Here is an 18,356-nt window from a genome sequence, read left to right as displayed (position 1 = left end):
TTTTTTATCAAGGAATTGTTTTCAAGCAGTTTCTTGAAATCACAGACCTACGGGGCAGCATATAGCTCCGTGGGTTTCATTTCGTGCCGAACAGGCGGTCGCCCGCATCGCCAAGGCCGGGGCGGATATAGCCGTGCTCATCCAGCCCGCGATCAATGGCGCAGGTCACGATCCGCACATCGGGGTGTGCGCGGCGCAGGCAGGCCACCCCTTCGGGCGAGGCGAGCAGGCACACGAACACCATCCTGTTGCACCCGGCCTGCTTCAGCCGGTCAATGGCCGCCACGGCGCTGTGGCCCGTGGCCAGCATGGGGTCGACCACAAGGCAGATGCGGTTGCCGATATCATCAGGCAGCTTGAGGTAATATTCGACCGGCTCCAGCGTTTCAGGGTCGCGATACAGCCCGACATGGCCAATACGCGCCGAGGGCACAAGGTCGAGCAACCCGTCAAGGATGCCATTGCCCGCGCGCAGGATGGAAACAAGGCACAGCTTCTTGCCCGCCAGCCGCCGGGCCTCCATGCGCTCCATGGGGGTGTCGATTTCCACCGGCTCAAGCGGCAGGTCGCGCATCGCCTCATAGCCAAGCAGCAGGCTGAGTTCACGCGCAAGCCTGCGGAATTCCCCGGTCGCGGTCTGGCGTTCGCGCAGCAGCGTCAGCTTGTGCTGCACCAGCGGGTGATCGACAACAACAACACCCGCATCATGCGGGGTGGCAGGCTCGGTCATCTTTATTCCTTCTAAGGGTCATGAAAGTTTCCGGGCGCGGCCTTCTTCGGAGCTGTTTGAAAAACGCTTCGCCAAAAACTTCCTTCCGGCGCATGCTTCAGTCGGCACCGTCACGTGGCACGAATGTCAGGGCCAGCCCGTTCATGCAATAGCGCAGGCCGGTGGGCGGCGGCCCGTCGGGAAAGACATGGCCCAGATGCCCGTGGCACTGCGCGCAGTGTACCTCCGTGCGGGTCATGCCGTGGCTGGTATCGGTGGTGGTGCCCACCGCGCCGGGAATGGCCTCGAAAAACGAAGGCCAGCCGCTGCCGCTTTCATATTTCGCGCCGGAATAAAACAGTGGCGCGCCACAGCCCGCGCAACGATATTCACCGGCACGCTTTTCGTTATTCAGCGGGCTGGAGCCGGGGCGCTCGGTGCCGTGTTCGCGCAATATGCGCAACTGTTCGGGGCTCAGGCAGCCGCATGCGGCACCTTCCCTGCTTGCGGGATCAGACATGGCTGCTTCCTTCCTTGGCTACAGAGGCATTTGACGCTGAACGCTTTTAGGGCATCATGCCACACAAAATAAAACAGGGAGAAAATAACCCCATGAACGACCATGAATCGGTGAACAGGCCGCCCCGCCCCGTCATGCTGGTGGTGCTTGATGGATTCGGCTGGCGCGAGGATGAAGCCAATAACGCGGTAAAAGCCGCGCGTACCCCCGCCTTTGACAAATTATGGGCAACCGGCCCCCGTGCCTTCCTCAAGACGTGTGGCGAGGACGTGGGCCTGCCGGGCGGCCAGATGGGCAATTCCGAGGTGGGTCACCTCAATATCGGCGCGGGCCGCGTGGTCATGCAGGAACTGCCGCGCATCACCGCAGGCCTGGCTGATGGCACGGTGGCAGACAGCGCCGTGATGCGTGATTTCATTGCCGCGCTGAAAAAAACCGGCGGCACCTGCCACCTCATGGGCCTTGTCTCGCCCGGGGGCGTGCATGCCCACCAGGACCACGCGGTAGCCCTTGCCCACATCGTGCGCGCAGCGGGCGTGCCGGTCACCATGCACCTCTTTACCGATGGGCGCGACACCGCGCCGCAATCCGGGCACGGCTATGTGTGCAGACTGCTCTCGGCCCTGCCCGAGGGCACGCGCATCGGTACCGTGTCGGGCCGCTATTACGCCATGGACCGCGACCGCCGCTGGGAGCGGGTGGAAAAGACCTACAACGCCATCGTGGCCGGTGAAGGCCCGCATGCGGGCGATGCGCTCGATGTGCTCGACAAGGCCTATGAGGCCGGCACTACCGATGAGTTCGTGATCCCCACCGTCATTGGCGAATATGGCGGCATGCGCGATGGCGACGGGGTGCTGAGCTTCAATTTCCGCGCCGACCGCATCCGCCAGCTGCTCGATGCGCTGCTTGAACCCGGCTTCGAGGGCTTCACGCGCGTGAAGCTGGTCAACCTTGCTGCCGTCACCGGCATGACCCGCTACAGCGACCGGCTGGCCGAGCTGATGACCGTGCTCTTCCCGCCCGAGGCGCTGCATGACCTGCTGGGCGATGTGGTGAGTGCGGCAGGGCTGAAACAGCTGCGCATGGCCGAGACGGAAAAATACCCGCACGTGACCTACTTCCTCAATGGCGGGCGCGAGGCGCAGCTTGCGGGCGAGGACCGGATCATGGTGCCTTCCCCCAAGGTCGCGACCTATGACCTCCAGCCCGAGATGTCGGCCCCCGAACTGACCGACCGCGCGGTCGAGGCGATCGGCAGCGGCAGATACGACCTGATCGTGCTCAACTTCGCCAACGCCGACATGGTGGGCCATACCGGCGTGCTCGCCGCCGCCATCAAGGCGGTCGAGGCGGTCGATACCGGGCTGGGCCGCATTGCCAGGGCCATCGAACACGCAGGCGGCGCATTGCTGGTCACCGCCGATCACGGTAATGCGGAAACCATGTTCGACCCCGAAACCAACGGCCCCCACACCGCCCATACGCTCAACGTGGTGCCCGTGGTGCTCGCGGGCGGGCCGCAGGGCGTGGGGCTGCATGATGGCCGCCTGGCCGACCTTGCGCCCACGCTGCTACAGCTCATGCACCTGCCCCAGCCCGCCGCCATGACCGGGCACTCACTGCTGGATGGGTCCACGCCATCCTGACACCACGCCTGCATGCTACAGCCCGCTGGCCGCTCCGCCTGGCCAGCGGGTTCCTGCTTTCATGCGCAATACACGCACCTGCCGGGGCCGTACCTACCCATGCGGCGGGCAGTACGTCCCATGCCCATACCGGCCATGCTACGCACGCAACACCCCATGCCCCCACGGCCAGCGAGCAGCGCATCCGCCAGCAGCTTGAAGCCGCACGCAGCGCACATGAAAACCTGCTGGCGCGCGAGCAGCAGCAGGCCCACGACCTCGAGGCTCGCCGCAGGGAGCAGCAGCAGGCCCGCGAGCAGGCCCGCGCGGATGCGGAAAAAGCGGCCAGCCTGTCCGCCGCCACGGTGGATGCCACGGCACGCCTGCAGCAGACCGAGCAGCAGGCCGCCGATATTGACGACCGTATTGGCGACCTGCATGCCGAGCAGGCGGCCCTGCGCCAGCAGCTTGCCGCCCAGGTCGCCCGCCTCGCCCCCCTGCTGCCGCTGGCCGAGCGCCTGTCGCTCTACCCCGCTGACACATTGCTGGCCGTGCCGCTGCCAGCCGACCGCGCCGTGACCGGCCTGCTGGTGGTGCATGGCATGATGGCCGATATCGCCCGGCAGGCCCACGCCATACACGACCGCCGCGCCCGCCTGCTCGCCCTTGATGATGAACTCGGCCGCCAGCAGCAGCAGATGCGCCAGGTGGTCAGCCAGCGCGAAAGCCAGCGCGATGCGGTCAACCGCGCGGCCCGTGCCGCCCTTGAGGCCCAGCAGCGCTCGAACGCCGCGGCCGAAAGCGCCACCCAGGCGGTGGAAGAGGCCGCCCGCCGCGCCTCAAGCGTGCAGGACGCCATCACCCGCATCGAGGAAACCGAGGATCAGGCCGAAAAAAACCTCGAGCAGGCCGCCCGCGCCGCCGAGCGCGCGCATAACATGCAGGCCGCCACCGCAGCGCGGCGCCAGGCGCATGAAATGGCCGATGGCGCGGGCCCCGGCATCAGCACCACGAACGCCAGCGCGGGCGCGCCCGTGGCGGGCACGGTGCTGACCGGCTGGGGCCACCCGACCGAAAGCGGGCCCGCCACCGGCATCACCTACGCACCACCTTCACGCGCGAGCGTACGCGCACCATGCACGGGGCGCATTGATTTTGCCGGGCCGTTCCGTACCTATGGCCAGATGATGATCCTTGACTGTGGCAAGCATTACCGCTTCGTGCTCGCGGGCCTTGGCGAGATCGCGGTGGCGGCGGGCCAGCAGGTCAGCCGCGGGGCGGCAGTGGGCCAGATGCCGCAATGGAGCGGCGGCGGCGCGCGCCCTACCCTGTTCGTGCAGCTGCGCCACGGGGGGAGCACGGTCAATCCGGCGCCATACCTGTAATGGCGCGCAAGGCGGTTTTATCCCAGCACGGGTTCGGTATATGCTACCGACCCGTGACGGATGGGCAAGACCACGTTACAACGCAACGCGAAGATTACGTGCAGGCCTGCCGGAGCATGGCGGCGGGCACCCAGGAGACAACGACGTATGAAATTCCGTAATGGCCTGCTGATCGGTTGCGCCTTTCTTGCAGGGATCGTGGCGGCCCCGCAGATTGCCCACTATTCAGCCAGCAGGTGGGGCGGCCTCGCCCCCATGGCCCATGCGGCGGATGCAGTCTCGAAGGATGACAATTCCCCACAGGAAATCGAACAGCTTATGTTCCTGTTCGGTTACGTGCTGGAGAAGGTGAAGGCCAATTATGTCGAGCCGGTCTCCACGCGCGACCTCATCACCAACGCGCTCAACGGCATGCTGAGCGGGCTGGACCCGCACTCCTCCTACATGACCGAGAAGCAGTTCTCGGACCTGCAGGTCCAGACCAAGGGCTCGTTTGGCGGCCTCGGCCTGGAAGTGCAGGGCGAGGACGGGCACGTGCGCGTGGTCTCCCCCATTGATGACACGCCCGCAGCGCGCGCAGGCATCAAGCCCGGTGACTTCATCGTGGCCATTGATGGCAAGAACATCGATGGCCAGCCGCTCGATCAGGTCGTGACCCGCATGCGCGGCAAGCCCGATACCCGCATCACCCTGACCCTGATCCGTGAAAAGACGCCCAAGCCCGTTATCGTCACCCTCACGCGCGCCATCATTCCGCTGCAGGTCATCAAGTCCGCACTGTATGACAATGTGGGTTATATCCGAATCGCGCAGTTCAACGAGGAAACGCAGTCCGGCCTGATGACGGCCTATAAAAAGCTGCAGGCCCAGACCCATAACAGGATGGCGGGCCTGATCATCGACCTGCGCTCCGACCCCGGCGGGCTACTGACACAGGCGATCGACGTGGGCTCCGACTTTATCCGCAGCGGCGAGATCGTCTCCACCCGCGCCCGCCACACGCAGGACAGCCAGCGCTGGGATGCGCATAACACCGACATTACCGGCGGCCTGCCCATTGTCGTGCTGATCAATGGTGGCTCGGCCTCGGCCAGTGAAATCGTGGCCGGCGCGCTGCAGGACCACCAGCGCGCCGTGCTGCTGGGCGAGAAGACCTTTGGCAAGGGCTCGGTGCAGACCATCCTGCCCATTCCCGGCGAGGGTGCGATCCGCCTGACCACGGCGCGCTACTACACGCCATCGGGCCGTTCCATCCAGGGCCTGGGCATCATCCCCGACATTCCCGTGCGCGAGGCGCATGATGATAGCGGCTACAGCATTCACGAGGCCGATCTCGCGCATATCATCAAGAACCGGGGCGGCAACACCGCCCAGCCGCCCACGCGCACCGACCTGCCCGCCATAGCCAAGGCCATCCCGACGCAGCCGCCCGCGAACTGGCCCGAATTCGACCCGACCAAGCCCACGACCGACTTCCAGCTTCAGGAAGGGCTGCGGGTCGTGCGCGCCATGGCCGGGCTGCCGGTGCCCCCCGAGCCGCCCGCACCCCCGGCTGGCAAGGTGCCTGCCACCGCTGCTGCCACACCAGCCCCCAAGGCCGCGCCGCCTGCCGCCCCGTCGCCTGCGGCCCCCACCACCACGCCGGATGCAACGCCCCCCGCAACCCCTGCCCCTGCGCCCGCACCGGCGGAGAAGCAGGCCCCCGCGGCCCCGGCAACGCCTGCGGTTCCCGCCGCACCGGCTCACCCCTGATCGTGCCGGAAGACCAGCCTTTGACCAGCAAGACCACCCTGCCCTACCGCCCCAATGTGGGCGCGCTCGTGTTCAACCCGCGTGGGCAGGTACTTGTCGCCCGCCGCACCGACATGCCGGGCGCAGGCGGTCCACCGGAGGAAGGCGTTTGGCAGTGCCCACAGGGCGGCATTGATGAAGGCGAAACCCCGCAGGTTGCCGTCTTGCGCGAACTGCATGAGGAAATCGGCACCGACAGGGCCGAGATCCTGGCCGCCTACCCCGAATGGCTCAGCTACGACCTGCCCGCCCACCTGATTGGCAAGGCGCTTGGCGGCCGTTACCGGGGACAGACGCAGCAGTGGTTCGCCCTGCGCTTTACCGGACAGGACGGGGACATACGGCTTGATACCCACCAGCCCGCCGAATTCGATTTATGGAAATGGGTGGCGCTTGCGCAGCTACCCCACCTGAATGTTGGCATCAAAAAAGATATTTATGCCAAGCTTGCCACCTATTTCGCGCCTTACGCCACTGCCAGCTGAGGCATGAGGCCCGCCTGCGCCAGGGCTGTCCATGTCTTGCCACTGAGCAGCGGGGCGAGGCACAGCGTTGCCGCATCGGCTGCCGTAATCCAGCGCAGTTCGGCAATCTCGGCCGCGACAGCGGGCGTGCCTTCAAGCCGCCCGGTCCAGATGCGGGCCTGCACGGTATAGCCCGGCTCATTGGCGGCGGGCGCTGAAAAATCGCCAGCCAGTTCTGCCCCCAGTGTCAAGGCGCAGCCCAGTTCCTCATCGATTTCACGCCGTAACGCCTGCTCCGGGCTTTCACCCGCCTCCGGCTTGCCGCCGGGCAGCATGAAGGCCTTGGTGCCACGCTTGCGCACGACCAGCAGGCGTTCGCGTTCAATAACGGCTGCACAGACAACCCGGATTATGCCTGCCATGATCCCTCTTATGCTCAAACTGACAAAAGTTTTTGGGGGCCGCCTTTTTTCAAAAAGGCGGCGTTCTTCGAAGCTTTTTGAAAAAAGCTTCGCCAAAAACTTTCATACATTACTTGTCCCCGCCCTTGAGCGGCGACATGAGAAAGCAGAATGGCACGACCAGCATGCACCCGATACCGAGGATCATGAAAACCTCGTTATAGGCAAGGATCGCAACCTGGCGCTGGAACTCCTTGTACAGCCGCCCCATCGCCACGTTATTGAGCGCGCCCTGCGCATAGCCACGCATCACCGCAACGCCCCGGCTGTGGGCCAGGTATTCGTTGAAAGGCTGATGGTAGGGCGTCATCCAGTGCACCATCTGGTTCTGGTGCGCCTGGCGCAGCTCCGTCACCAGCGCCGTGGCCCCTGAAATGCTGAGTGAGCCCAGCACGTTACGCGCCATGCTGAACAGCGCCGAACCATCGGCATTCAGGTTGCGGGGCAAGGTGGCGTAGGTAATGGTCGAGATCGGCACGAACAGGAAGGCCATCGTGCCCGTCTGGCTCATGCGGAACATCACCAGATGGCGGAAATCAAGGTCAGGCACCAGCTGCGCCGACCAGATCATGGATATGCCCATGAGGAAGAAGCCCAGCGCGATGATATAGCGCAACTGCACGTATTTCATCGCAATGCCGACCAGCGGGATGAGCACGATCACCACAATGCCGCCGGGCGAGAGAATCAGCCCCGACAGCGTTGCGGTGTAGCCCATGATCTGCTGTGAGAACTGCGGCACGATAATGGCCGAGGAATAGAGCAGCGCGCCCACCGCCCCCATCAGCCCGGTGCCCACGGCAAAGTTGCGGTCCTTGAACACCCGCAGGTCCACCGCCGGGTTCTTGACCCGCAGCAGCCAGATGATGGCGCCGCCTATGCCGAGGAAGGCAAGGATGGCCATGGTGACGATAATGCGCGAGCCGAACCAGTCCTCGTCCTCGCCACGGTCAACCGCCACTTCAAGGCAGCCAAAGCCGATAGTGATCAGCCCGATGCCCACGAAGTCGAGCGGTGCATGCTGCTTGCGCGCCCATGGCGGGTCATCAACCATGATCGAGACCGCGATGGTGGCCAGGATACCCACCGGCACGTTGATGAAGAACACCCACCGCCACGAGTAGTTATCCGTAATCCACCCGCCCAGCGACGGACCGAGCACGGGGGCAACCACGGTGGCGATGGCGGTCAGGCCAAAGGCCGCGGCCCGCTTGTCGGGCGGGAAGGTGTCAAGGATGATGGACTGCTGGTTGGGCTGCAGGCCGCCGCCAAAAAAGCCCTGCATCAGGCGGAAGAAGATCAACTCGGGCAGGCTGGTCGCAATGCCGCACAGGAACGACGAAAGCGAGAACATGGCAATGCAGATCAGGAAGTAGCGCTTGCGCCCGAACAGCTTGCCCAGCCAGCCCGATATGGTGAGCACGATGCCATTGGCCACCAGGTAGGAGGTGAGCGTCCAGGTCGCGTCATCATAGGTTGAGGACAGGCTGCCCGCGATATGCGGCAGCGCCACGTTGACGATGGTGGTATCGAGAATTTCCATGAAGGCGGCCACCGTCACAACCACGGCGATCAGCCATGGGTTGTGCTTCGGTTTCCAGCCCGCGCCATCCGCCGGGGCCGCGGGCGCTGCCTGTGCGCTCATTCCGTATGGACCGTAGGTTCAACCGACAGCCCGATGGACAGCGGCAGGTCGCTGCGCAGCCCCTCGTCGATCAGGATCTTGACCGGCACGCGCTGCACGATCTTCACGTAGTTGCCCGTGGCATTCTCGGGCGGGAAAGCACTGAAGGTCGCGCCGGTGCCAAGCTGCAGCGAGTCCACATGGCCCCTGAGCTTGAGGAACGGGTAGGCATCGATCGCGATATCCACCTTCTGGCCGGGGCGCATGTGGGTGAGCTGCGTTTCCTTGTAGTTGGCCACGACCCAGATTTCGGGCTCGACCACGGACACCACCGTCTGGCCTGCGGTGACATACGTGCCACGCTCGATGTTGCGCTGCGAGATCCAGCCATCATGCGGCGCGCGGATGGTGGTCCATTCTACGTTCAGTTCCGCCTCGCGCAGCCGGGCCTCGGCCTGGTTCAGGGTGGCCTGCTGCTCGCTCACGCGGGCCTCGGTGCTGGCGATGTTGGGGATGACGGGCAGCGCGGTTTCAAGGTTGCCCTGCGCCTCGAGCACCTGTGCCTTGGCCGCGTTCAGCGCCGCCGTGGCGTAATCGATGTTCTGCTGCGATGTCGCCTCACGGGTTACGCCATGCTGGCGGCGGTAATCGGTCTCGGCCCTGAACTCCTGCGCCTGCGCCTGCTGCAACTGGCCCTGGGCGACCATGAGGTGACCGGGGAAGTTCTTTTTGGCCACTTCGGCCAGCAGGGTATAATTCTGCACCTGCGCACGCGCGATATCGACGGCAGCCGCCGCCTGGTCACGCTGGGCGCGCCAGTTGCGGTCATCAATCCGGGCAATGATGTCACCCTGATGGACGAACTGGTTGTCATTGACCAGCAGTTCGGTCACGTAGCCGGACACATGGGGGGCCACCGCCACGGCACGGCCTGCGGTGAAGGCGTCATCGGTTTCCACCTCGTTGCGGTGCAGGAACCAGTAGAGCGCACCCAGCACCACCACCGCCACGACAAGACCGATCAGGATCAGCTTGCGGCGCGGCGATACTTCCTTTTTCTTTTTATCCTGTCCGTCTTCAGGTGCGTTGCCTTCGTCCGCGGCCATCTGCTTTCCTTATCATCAACTTGATTGCAGCCCCTGATCCCGTCATCTCGCGCATTGACCGAACGGGTCGGTCAATCCATTGCACGAAGCTTGCCACACTTCAACCGCCAACCCCGGCCCGCATGCACATTCGCCCGGTCAGGTCAGAGCGTGAAGGCCTGATTGCGCACCATGCGGGCGTACAGGCCATCATGGTCCATCAGTTCATCATGCGTGCCGCATTCCACCGCCTCCCCCTGCGCGATCACCACCACCAGATCAGCCGAGCGCACGGTGGAAAGCCTGTGCGCCACCACAATGGTCGTGCGCCCGTGGCGCAGATGGGTCAGGGCCTCCTGCACGATGGCTTCGCTCTCGCTATCGAGCGCGCTTGTCGCCTCATCAAGCAGCAGCACGCGGGGGTTGCGCAGCAGGGCGCGGGCCAGCGCCACGCGCTGCCGCTGCCCGCCTGAGAGGCGCTGCCCGCCGGGGCCGACCACCGTGGCATAGCCCTGCGGCAGGGCCTGAATGAACGTATCGGCCGCGGCTGCCCGGGCGGCTTCATGCACCTGCGCGTCAGTGGCCCTGGGGTTGCCCATGCGGATGTTGTCGATGACCGGCAGGTCGAACAGGAGCGTGTCCTGGCTGACATAGGCAATGGCATCACGCAGCTCAGCCAGGATCAGGCGGCGCAGGTCCACGCCATCGAGCGTGATGCGCCCTCCGGTGACATCATGCAGGCGCGGAATGAGCGAAAGCGCTGTCGACTTACCCGCCCCGGATGGCCCGACAAGGGCCACGGTCAGGCCGGGTGCGGCCACGAAATCCAGCCCGGTCAGCCCCATGCGCCCATCGGGGTAGCGAAAGGCCACCTGCTCGAAACGGAGGTCGCCGCCGCCCGCGGGCAGGCTGATGGCATCGGGCGCCTGGGCCACGGCCACGGGCTCATCAATCACGTCAAATACGCGCTGCAGGCCGCCAAGCCCTTCCTGCAGGGCAATGTTGAGCGTACCGAGCGCGCGCAACGGGCGGGCAGCGAGCAGCAGGGCCGCCACAAAGCCCGAAAAATCGCCCAGCGTGGCGCCGCCCTGTGTGGCCCGCCAACCCGCAAAGCCCAGCACGGCGGCCACGGCAATGCCGCCAAGCACCTCAAGCATCGGGTCTACGCGCGCGCGACCGCGCGCAATGCGCAGCAGGCGGTCATGCAGGGTGTCGAGCACGCGGGCGGCGCGGCCTTCCTCCTCGGCTTCAAGGCGGTAGACGCGGATGGTGCGCGACTGGCCAAAGCTTTCGGCCAGCATGGCGCTGGTCTCGCCAATCTGTTCATGCACGCCACCGGATTCCCGTCGCAGCCGCTTGCCCAGGCGGCGCACCGGCAGGGCGGCGATGGGGTAGAGCACGGCGGCGATCAGGCTGAGTTCCCAGTCCATGTACAGCATGGAGGCGATCAGCCCCACCACGGTCACCGCATCGCCCAGCGCGTTGGTGGCGCGGATCATCGCCTCGCGAATCGAGACGGCATCGGTGGTGAAGCGCGCCGCGATCTGGGCCGGGGCCTCGGTTTCGATGCGCGAGATATCGGCATTGACCAGATGGTGGAACATGCGCCCCTGCAGGCCCCGGATCACCAGCAGCACCAGCGACTGCACCGCAATCGACTGCCCGTACTGCGAGATGGCCTTGGCCACCGTAATCACCACAACCAGAATGGGCACCTGGTACAGGATGCGGGGATCATGGTCGGCAAACATGTCGAGCGCGCGCTGGATCACCAGCGGATAGAGCGCGCTGAAGATGGCCATGAGCGCCGTCAGCACCATGACCGCCATGATACGCAGCTTGTGGCAGGCCAGTTCATCGCGCCACAGCCGCCGCATGAGGCGGCGTGACGACACCGTTGCATCAGGCGCCGTCGCACGATCAGGCGCGGTCATTTTTATTGCATTCATCAATCGGCCTATAGCCGCAAGCCTACGCAAAACAAAGCGCTGCGACATGCGGTTACAAATTATGTCGTGCGCGCGGCGTCTTCAGCCAGCACGGCGCGCAGGCGGGCGATGCAGGCGGCATGGTCCGGCGCGCAGCCCTTTTCAAGCCACCAGTGCCGCACCTGCCCCAGCACCTGCCCCACCATGGCGCCAGGCGGGCAGCCCGCGCCGATCACGTCGCCACCGTTAAGGGGAAAGACCGGGGGCTGCGTGTGCGCAAGCTGGTGGCGCAGGGCATCCCACCCCGCATCGGGGCGGGCCAGCTGGTCAGCCTGCCGCAGCCACGCGCGCCAGATCAGGTCGCATGGCGCGTGGTCGGCCAGCAGGCGCAGGATGGCAGGTGCGTCAAGGCCGGGGCACAGTACCGGCCCGCCGCGCGTGCGGACCAGCGCGCCCGTTTCCGCGCGCGACAGCTTCAGCCGCCGCGCCGCTTCACGCCCGTCGCCCACCACCAGCGCCGCCAGGCGCAGCACCGGCTCATCCGGCGCGCCACAGGCCAGCAGGCGCTCGAGGCGGGGGATGGCGTAGCCTTCGGGCAGGACATGGTCCAGCACGCCGCAATCGTGCATCTGCCCAAGCGTGCGCGCCACCTCGGGGCCTGTGAGGATGCGCCGCAGCTCCGACCATATCCGCTCGACCGAGAGGCGGTCGATCAGGCCAGCGAGCCCCGTCATCGCATTGATCGCCTGCGGGTCAGGCCTGCCGCTGCCATACCGGGCCTGAAAGCGGAAGAAGCGCAGGATCCGCAGCGCATCCTCGGTAATGCGCAGGCGGGCATCGCCTACAAAACGCACCCTTCCTGCCGCCAGGTCAGCCTGGCCGCCAAAATAATCATGCACCACGCCCGCGCTGTCGCACGACATGGCGTTGATGGTGAAGTCACGCCGTGCCGCATCCTCGCGCCAGTCCTGCGTCCAGGCCACGGTGGCGTGGCGGCCATCGGTTTCCTCATCGCGCCGCAGGGTCGTGATCTCGAAGGGGCGGCGGTCAATGACGGCGGTGACCGTGCCATGCGCAAGGCCCGTGGGCACGACCCGTATGCCTGCGGCCTTCAGCTTCGCCATCACCACATCGGGGGGCGCGGCGCAGGCCAGGTCGATATCGGCCACCGCCTGCCCGCGCAGCAGGTCGCGCACGGCGCCGCCCACCAGCCTTGCATCGGGGAGGATGGTCCAGATCCGGCCAAGCTGCTCCAGCACGTCAGGCATGGCATGACCCAGCGTGGCGAGCGGGCTGGTCACGAAGCCGCCTCCATGGCGGAAAGCGGGAAGAACACATGCTGGCTCCACACGCCAAGGCAGGGCACGCCCTGATAGTGCCCCTCCACCGCAAGGGCGGCGAGTTCGTAATAGACCGGGCGGGCGATGCGGGCCTCGATGGGCAGCGCGCCATCGCCATCGCGCACATGCAGGTAAGGCACGGGGCCGGTGCCGCAGCCTTCGCACGGCACGTTCCAGTCACATCGAATCGGGTGGTCGGGGCCTGCGCAGATCACCTGGTCGACATTGGTGCGAAACGAGAGCACCTGCCCCCGCCCGCAGCCATGCCATTCAAGGTGATTGGCCACGAAGGGGGCATCCTCCACCTCGATCGTGCCCTGCTCCACCGGGGTCTGGAGCCTGAAGCCGCCCTGGGCGTCGCGCCGCAGGGTGGAGGCGAACAGGCAGACCATCGGCTTGCGGCGGATGGGGGAGCCACGGTACAGCCACGTTCCGTCACGCCTGATCACGAACGGCAGCGCGCCGCATGTTCCCCCCTGCCCCGGCACGCGGGCCGGCGGGTTCTGTCCTGTCTCGAAATCGTCCATCAATTGCGTTAACCCGACACTATGGAAGCTGCTGGACTTGATATAGGGATCAACACTGCCTTGATGAAACCCCCGGACCTGTCAGACTGTTGGAATGATGACCATGGATGATACCTCCCCCCTCCATGCGGCGCCGCAGGCGGGCATGACATCCCCCCCTTCCCTGACCGGCGAGCAGATCGCGGCCCGGGCCGAGAGCATGGGCGCGCGCCTGCGGGCGGCGCGGGCGGAAATCGGCCGTGTCATACTGGGGCAGGACCGGGTGATCGACCTGGTGCTGACCACCATCGTGGCGGGCGGGCACGCGCTTCTGGTCGGCGCGCCGGGCCTGGGCAAGACGCTGCTGGTCACAACGCTGGGTCACGTGATGGGCATGGACGCACGCCGCGTGCAGTTCACGCCCGACCTCATGCCTGCCGATATTCTGGGCAGCGAAATCCTTGATGAGGACGAGGCCGGCCGCCGCAGCTTCCGCTTCGTGGCGGGGCCGGTGTTCTGCCAGCTTCTCATGGCGGACGAGATCAACCGCGCCAGCCCGCGCACGCAGTCGGCCCTTTTGCAGGCCATGCAGGAGCGCGAGGTGGCCATTGCGGGCACCAACCACCCGCTGCCCCGCCCCTTCCACGTGCTGGCCACCCAGAACCCCATCGAGCAGGAAGGCACCTATCCCCTGCCCGAGGCGCAGCTTGACCGTTTCCTGATGCAGGTCACGCTCGACTTCCCCACGGCGGAGGCCGAGCGCGCCATGCTGCTGGCCACCACCGGCACCACCACCGCCACCGCCAGCCCCGTGCTCACGGCGGCTGACGTGATCGAGGCGCAGGCGCTGGTCCGCGCCCTGCCGGTGGGCGAGCAGGTGGTCGATGCGATCGTGCGCCTCGTGCGCGCGGCCCGGCCCGAGACCAGCGATGACCCCACCATCCGCGAGGCCGTGGCCTGGGGTCCCGGCCCCCGCGCGGCACAGGCGCTGATGCTGGCCACCCGTGCCCGCGCCCTGCTTGATGGCAGGCTCTCCCCCACCATCGAGGACGTGGTGGCGCTGGCCCACCCCATCCTGGCCCACCGCATGGCGCTGTCCTTTACCGCGCGGGCGGAAAACCTGCGCCTGTCCACGCTGATCGATACGCTGGCCGGACGGATCGGCTGACATTGGCCACCCTTCCCTCCTTCCTGTCGCGGCTGATCCCGAACACTGCCCGCGCGCCCGGCGCGCCCCGCCCCGCACCGGAGGCTGCGGGGGCCGGGTTCCTGCCGCGCAACGCCATTACCGCCACCGCGCTGGCCGATGACCTGGCCCGCAGGCTGCCCGCCCTGCTCATGACCGCCGAGCACCTTGCCCGCGCCACAGGCCCGGGCAGCCATGCGCGGCGCAGGGCGGGCCAGGGCGACGAGTTCTGGCAATACCGCCCTGCAACACAGGGCGAGGCAGCCAGTGCCATTGACTGGCGGCAGTCCGCGCGGGGCGACCGGGCCTTCGTACGCGAGCGCGAAGCACAGGCCCCGCATACCATATGCATCTGGTGCGATAACAGCGCATCCATGCGCTGGCATTCCGCCCCTGGCCTGCCGCCCAAGGCCGAGCGGGCCTTCGTGCTGGCGCTGGCCGGTGCGGCCATGCTGCTTGGGCAGGGCGAGCAGATCCGCCTGCTGGCCACCAACCCCACAACCCCGCCGCTGCGCCTGCACGGCCATCGCGCGCTGGAACAGATGGCCCATGCGCTGCTGGCCGCCCTGCGCCATGCGCCCGATGCACCCGACCTGCCGCTGGCCGCCGCCATACCCGCCCGCAGCCGCGTGCTGCTGTTTGGCGACGGGCTGTACCCGCCCACGCAACTTGAGACCTTCCTGCGCCAGCTTGCCACGTGCCAGGCCACCGCCACGCTGGTGGAAACCCTCGACCCGGCGGAGACCACCCTGCCCTATGCCGGCCCCACCCGCTTCACCGGCGTGGAGGAGGACACGGCCCGCCTGCTCCATGGCAGCCCCACGCTGCAACAGGACTATGCCGTGATCTGGCAGCGCCACCAGGCGCGGCTGCGCACGCTGTGCATGGCGGCAGGCAGCCCGCCCGTGGTGCACATGACCGACCAGCCGCCGCTTGCGGCGCTGATGGCGCTCCACACCCTGCTCGGGGCGGGAGGACGGCCATGATCCTGCTGGCACCGTGGATGCTGCTGGGCCTGCTGGCCCTGCCCGCCGTGTGGTGGCTGCTGCACGCCCGCCCGCCCGCGCCGCGCACGCAGTCCTTCCCGCCCATGCGGCTGCTTGCTACACTTGCGGCCCCGCCGCCTGATGCGACCTCCGCTCCGCTATGGCGCGTGCTGCTGCGCTGCCTGGCCGTGCTGGGGCTGGTGCTGGGGCTGGCGCAGCCGGTCTTTCCGCGCGGGCAGGCCGGCCTGCCCGATGCCGACTGCCTGATCGTGCTCGATAACGGCTGGGCGGCTGCGGGCACATGGTCACAGCGCATCCATGCGCTCGATGGCCTGCTCGACCACCTTGCCCGCACCGGCCACACAGGCCGCCTGCTGCTCACCGCCCGCAACGACGCGCTCGACCCGATCACGGTCCAGCCCGCCATGCAGGCTGACCTGCTGCGCAGCCAGATCGACCCGATGCTGCCGCGCGCCTGGCCTGCCGACCGCCTTGCGGCCACCCATGCGCTCACAACCCTTGCGGGCCAGGGCTGGCGCGGGCCGGTCCTCTACATTGCCGACGGGCTGGCCACGCAGGCCGACACGGGGTTTGCCGCAGCACTCGCTGGCATTGGCCCCGTGCATGACATGCAGGTGCCGCAATCCGACATCGTGCTGCTCGCCCCGCCTGCCAGCGGGCAGGGCAGTCTGGCCACGCGGCTGCGCACGGTGCCGCGCGACCATCCGCGCACCGGCCAGCTCCGCCTTGAAACCGCAACCGGCGGCACGCTCGGCCTGCTGCCGGTCAACCTGCCCGCAGGCGCCGACCATGCCGACCTTGCCCCCGACCTGCCCGCCGAACTGCGCAACAAGGTCGATCACCTCGCCCTTGAGGGCATGGCCGGGCCCGCGGGCATCCGCCTGCTTGACGAGCGCGAGCGCCAGCGCCCGGTGGGGCTGATCGCAACCGGCAGTTCCGACACGCCGCTGATGGGCAGCCTGTTCTACCTGCGCCGCGCGCTGCAACCCGCCGCCGAACTGCGCGAGGGCGACCTCGATACGCTACTCGCGCGCCCGCTTTCGGTCATCATTGCGCCCGACGGCACATTGGGCAGCCCCGAAAGCCGCAAGAAAGTCGCGGCCTGGGTGCGCGCGGGCGGCACGCTGATCCGCTTTGCCGGCCCGCTGCTCATTCAGGGGGCGGATGCCACGGATGGCGGTGGCGATACGCCCCAACCGCAGGCCGACCCGCTCCTGCCCGTGCCGCTCATGGCGGGCGCACGTGAACTGGGGGGGGCCATGTCATGGAGCAGGCCTGAGCATCTGGCCCCCTTCCCCGCCACGTCGCCATTCCATGATCTGGACATCCCGGCCGATGTCACGGTGTCACGGCAGGTGCTGGCCCAGCCCGCCACCGATCTGGACAGCCATAGCTGGGCGCGGCTTGATGATGGCACGCCGCTGGTCACCCACGCCGCACTGGGCGCGGGGCAGGTGGTGCTGTTCCATGTAACCAGCACGGCGGAATGGTCGAACCTGCCGCTTTCGGGGCTGTTCGTGGGCATGCTCCAGCACCTGATCGACCAGGCCTCGGGCATCGAAACGCCTGCGGGCACCACCCTGCTGGCCCCCTACATGGCGCTTGATGGCGATGGCACGCTGGTCGCACCCCCCGCAGGCGCGCAGGCGCTACGGGCCGATGCGTTTGGCCATACCGCGCCCAGCCCCGAACACCCGCCGGGGCTTTACGGCCCGCGCAACAGCCGCCGCGCGCTCAATGTGGGTGATGACCCGGCAGCCCTTGCGGCCCAGCCCGCCATCGGCACCGTATCGGACCTGCGCGGGCAGGTGGCCGACCTGTCCATCGGGCCGGTGCTGCTCCTGCTGGCGAGCGTGCTGCTCCTGGCCGATGGGCTGGTCAGCATCGTGCAGCGCGGGCGGCAGTGGCGCGGGCTTGCGGCCCTGGCCCTGTGCTGCGCCATGGGCCTGACCGCCGCCCATGCGCAGGCGGCCGACGACATACCGCCCGACGTGCCGCGTGCCGCCCTTGAAACCCGGCTGGCCTACATCGTGACCGGACATGCGGAGGTCGATGATGTCTCGAAAGAGGGGCTGCAGGGCCTGTCGGACTACGTCAACGCCCGCACCTCCGCCGTACTGGGCCACCCTGATGGCGTGACGCCGGAGCATGATGACCTGTCCTATTACCCGCTCATCTACTGGCCGGTCACGGCGGATGCCGCCACCAGCCCTGCCCGCACGGCGGCGCTGAACACCTATATGCACCATGGCGGCATCCTGCTGATCGACACGCAGGGCCAGGACCCCGCTACCGCACCCGAAAACGCCAGCAGCTATACCGGCTCGGCGCCGGGCACGGCGGCGGCACTGAGGCGCATGACGGCGGGGCTGGACATTCCGCCGCTCGCCCGGCTCGACAGCCACCATGTGCTCTCGCACACCTTCTACCTGCTGCATGATTTTCCCGGCCGGTATGAGGGCATGCCCGTATGGGTGGCGCAGGAGGGCGACAGCACCAATGACGGGGTGAGCCCGGTCATCATCGGCAGCAATGACTGGGCGCATGCCTGGGCGGTGGATGAAACGGGCAACACGCCCTACGCCCCCGTGCCCGACGGGGCGGAACAGCGCGTCACGGCCTACCGTTTTGGCGTGAATGCCGTGATCTATGCCCTGACCGGCAACTACAAGGCGGACCAGGTGCATGTGCCTGCTCTGCTCAAACGGCTTGGGGAGTAAGC

Annotated in this window: 16 protein-coding genes; 7 read left to right on the top strand and 9 right to left on the bottom strand. The window is 67.0% G+C overall.

Annotation, left to right across the window (positions count from 1 at the left end):
* Positions 1–76: 76 nt before the first annotated feature.
* Together upp and msrB are read right to left on the bottom strand one after the other, a co-directional pair.
* A complete protein-coding gene (gene upp / locus OQZ28_RS03365) occupies positions 77–730 on the bottom strand; it encodes a uracil phosphoribosyltransferase (protein WP_130730287.1) in 654 nt (217 codons plus the stop codon).
* A gap of 97 nt (positions 731–827) precedes the next feature.
* Positions 828–1,229 carry a peptide-methionine (R)-S-oxide reductase MsrB gene (msrB, locus tag OQZ28_RS03360; RefSeq protein WP_130730288.1) on the bottom strand — a complete coding sequence of 134 codons (402 nt, stop codon included), beginning with the start codon at positions 1,227–1,229 and terminating at the stop codon, positions 828–830.
* Positions 1,230–1,321: 92 nt separating this feature from the next.
* On the opposite strand from msrB, the gene gpmI reads away from it, so the two are divergent.
* Positions 1,322–2,878: a 2,3-bisphosphoglycerate-independent phosphoglycerate mutase gene (gene gpmI, locus OQZ28_RS03355; protein ID WP_130730289.1), complete on the top strand. Its 1,557-nt coding sequence runs from the start codon at positions 1,322–1,324 to the stop codon at positions 2,876–2,878.
* A 59-nt stretch (positions 2,879–2,937) separates the two neighbouring features.
* On the opposite strand, the gene OQZ28_RS03350 is transcribed toward gpmI, so the two are convergent.
* Positions 2,938–3,297 (bottom strand): hypothetical protein, encoded by a 360-nt coding sequence (locus tag OQZ28_RS03350; RefSeq protein ID WP_458135139.1) that lies wholly within the window; start codon positions 3,295–3,297, stop codon positions 2,938–2,940.
* Here OQZ28_RS03350 and OQZ28_RS03345 point away from each other — a divergent pair.
* The 3 genes from OQZ28_RS03345 (at position 3,223) to OQZ28_RS03335 (ending at position 6,518) form a co-directional block, all read left to right on the top strand.
* Complete coding sequence (locus tag OQZ28_RS03345) at positions 3,223–4,242, top strand: murein hydrolase activator EnvC family protein (protein WP_458135138.1); 1,020 nt, start codon at positions 3,223–3,225, stop codon at positions 4,240–4,242. The two genes, OQZ28_RS03350 and OQZ28_RS03345, sit on opposite strands and share 75 nt — an antisense overlap.
* 147 nt (positions 4,243–4,389) lie before the next feature.
* Positions 4,390–5,994 (top strand): S41 family peptidase, encoded by a 1,605-nt coding sequence (locus OQZ28_RS03340; protein WP_458135137.1) that lies wholly within the window; start codon positions 4,390–4,392, stop codon positions 5,992–5,994.
* A 20-nt stretch (positions 5,995–6,014) separates the two neighbouring features.
* Positions 6,015–6,518 (top strand): RNA pyrophosphohydrolase, encoded by a 504-nt coding sequence (locus OQZ28_RS03335; protein ID WP_130730292.1) that lies wholly within the window; start codon positions 6,015–6,017, stop codon positions 6,516–6,518.
* On the opposite strand, the gene OQZ28_RS03330 is transcribed toward OQZ28_RS03335, so the two are convergent.
* From OQZ28_RS03330 to OQZ28_RS03305, 6 genes are all read right to left on the bottom strand, one after another.
* Complete coding sequence (locus tag OQZ28_RS03330; RefSeq protein ID WP_458135136.1) at positions 6,500–6,919, bottom strand: NUDIX hydrolase; 420 nt, start codon at positions 6,917–6,919, stop codon at positions 6,500–6,502. The genes OQZ28_RS03335 and OQZ28_RS03330 overlap by 19 nt on opposite strands.
* Before the next feature lie 109 nt (positions 6,920–7,028).
* A complete protein-coding gene (locus OQZ28_RS03325; protein ID WP_130730294.1) occupies positions 7,029–8,603 on the bottom strand; it encodes a DHA2 family efflux MFS transporter permease subunit in 1,575 nt (524 codons plus the stop codon).
* Positions 8,600–9,688 carry an efflux RND transporter periplasmic adaptor subunit gene (locus OQZ28_RS03320; protein ID WP_458135135.1) on the bottom strand — a complete coding sequence of 363 codons (1,089 nt, stop codon included), beginning with the start codon at positions 9,686–9,688 and terminating at the stop codon, positions 8,600–8,602. Before OQZ28_RS03320 ends, OQZ28_RS03325 begins: the two co-directional genes overlap by 4 nt.
* 143 nt (positions 9,689–9,831) lie before the next feature.
* The gene (locus OQZ28_RS03315) at positions 9,832–11,616 is read right to left on the bottom strand and encodes an ABC transporter ATP-binding protein (RefSeq protein ID WP_408884442.1); all 1,785 of its coding nucleotides are present in this window, start codon (positions 11,614–11,616) and stop codon (positions 9,832–9,834) included.
* A gap of 59 nt (positions 11,617–11,675) precedes the next feature.
* Entirely contained in the window at positions 11,676–12,863 is a 1,188-nt protein-coding gene (locus tag OQZ28_RS03310; protein WP_458135238.1) for a CCA tRNA nucleotidyltransferase, read from the bottom strand.
* A 29-nt stretch (positions 12,864–12,892) separates the two neighbouring features.
* Positions 12,893–13,462, bottom strand: coding sequence for a DUF1285 domain-containing protein (locus tag OQZ28_RS03305; protein ID WP_458135134.1), 570 nt, complete (start codon positions 13,460–13,462; stop codon positions 12,893–12,895).
* Positions 13,463–13,556: 94 nt separating this feature from the next.
* Between OQZ28_RS03305 and OQZ28_RS03300 the strand changes: the two genes are divergently transcribed.
* The 3 genes from OQZ28_RS03300 to OQZ28_RS03290 are packed head-to-tail and all read left to right on the top strand — an operon-like array spanning position 13,557 to position 18,354.
* Positions 13,557–14,609, top strand: a complete 1,053-nt coding sequence (locus OQZ28_RS03300) for an AAA family ATPase (protein ID WP_130730298.1) — start codon at positions 13,557–13,559, stop codon at positions 14,607–14,609.
* A 2-nt stretch (positions 14,610–14,611) separates the two neighbouring features.
* Positions 14,612–15,613, top strand: a complete 1,002-nt coding sequence (locus OQZ28_RS03295) for a DUF58 domain-containing protein (RefSeq protein WP_458135133.1) — start codon at positions 14,612–14,614, stop codon at positions 15,611–15,613.
* Complete coding sequence (locus OQZ28_RS03290) at positions 15,610–18,354, top strand: DUF4159 domain-containing protein (protein ID WP_458135132.1); 2,745 nt, start codon at positions 15,610–15,612, stop codon at positions 18,352–18,354. The genes OQZ28_RS03295 and OQZ28_RS03290 overlap by 4 nt, the downstream gene beginning before the upstream one ends.
* Positions 18,355–18,356: the final 2 nt, after the last annotated feature.

It is taken from the genome of Komagataeibacter sp. NFXK3, from assembly GCF_054182245.1.
This window is presented reverse-complemented; position numbering and strand designations above follow the sequence as displayed.

Excerpts from the sequence above, each read along its gene's own strand:
- upp (WP_130730287.1), bottom strand. The coding sequence starts at position 730 with ATGACCGAGCCTGCCACCCCGCATGATGCGGGTGTTGTTGTTGTCGAT.
- OQZ28_RS03300 (WP_130730298.1), top strand. The coding sequence starts at position 13,557 with ATGATGACCATGGATGATACCTCCCCCCTCCATGCGGCGCCGCAGGCG.
- OQZ28_RS03310 (WP_458135238.1), bottom strand. The coding sequence starts at position 12,863 with ATGCCTGACGTGCTGGAGCAGCTTGGCCGGATCTGGACCATCCTCCCC.
- OQZ28_RS03350 (WP_458135139.1), bottom strand. The coding sequence starts at position 3,297 with ATGCAGGTCGCCAATACGGTCGTCAATATCGGCGGCCTGCTGCTCGGT.
- OQZ28_RS03330 (WP_458135136.1), bottom strand. The coding sequence starts at position 6,919 with ATGGCAGGCATAATCCGGGTTGTCTGTGCAGCCGTTATTGAACGCGAA.
- OQZ28_RS03325 (WP_130730294.1), bottom strand. The coding sequence starts at position 8,603 with ATGAGCGCACAGGCAGCGCCCGCGGCCCCGGCGGATGGCGCGGGCTGG.
- OQZ28_RS03305 (WP_458135134.1), bottom strand. The coding sequence starts at position 13,462 with ATGGACGATTTCGAGACAGGACAGAACCCGCCGGCCCGCGTGCCGGGG.
- gpmI (WP_130730289.1), top strand. The coding sequence starts at position 1,322 with ATGAACGACCATGAATCGGTGAACAGGCCGCCCCGCCCCGTCATGCTG.
- OQZ28_RS03340 (WP_458135137.1), top strand. The coding sequence starts at position 4,390 with ATGAAATTCCGTAATGGCCTGCTGATCGGTTGCGCCTTTCTTGCAGGG.
- OQZ28_RS03290 (WP_458135132.1), top strand. The coding sequence starts at position 15,610 with ATGATCCTGCTGGCACCGTGGATGCTGCTGGGCCTGCTGGCCCTGCCC.
- OQZ28_RS03320 (WP_458135135.1), bottom strand. The coding sequence starts at position 9,688 with ATGGCCGCGGACGAAGGCAACGCACCTGAAGACGGACAGGATAAAAAG.
- msrB (WP_130730288.1), bottom strand. The coding sequence starts at position 1,229 with ATGTCTGATCCCGCAAGCAGGGAAGGTGCCGCATGCGGCTGCCTGAGC.
- OQZ28_RS03315 (WP_408884442.1), bottom strand. The coding sequence starts at position 11,616 with ATGAATGCAATAAAAATGACCGCGCCTGATCGTGCGACGGCGCCTGAT.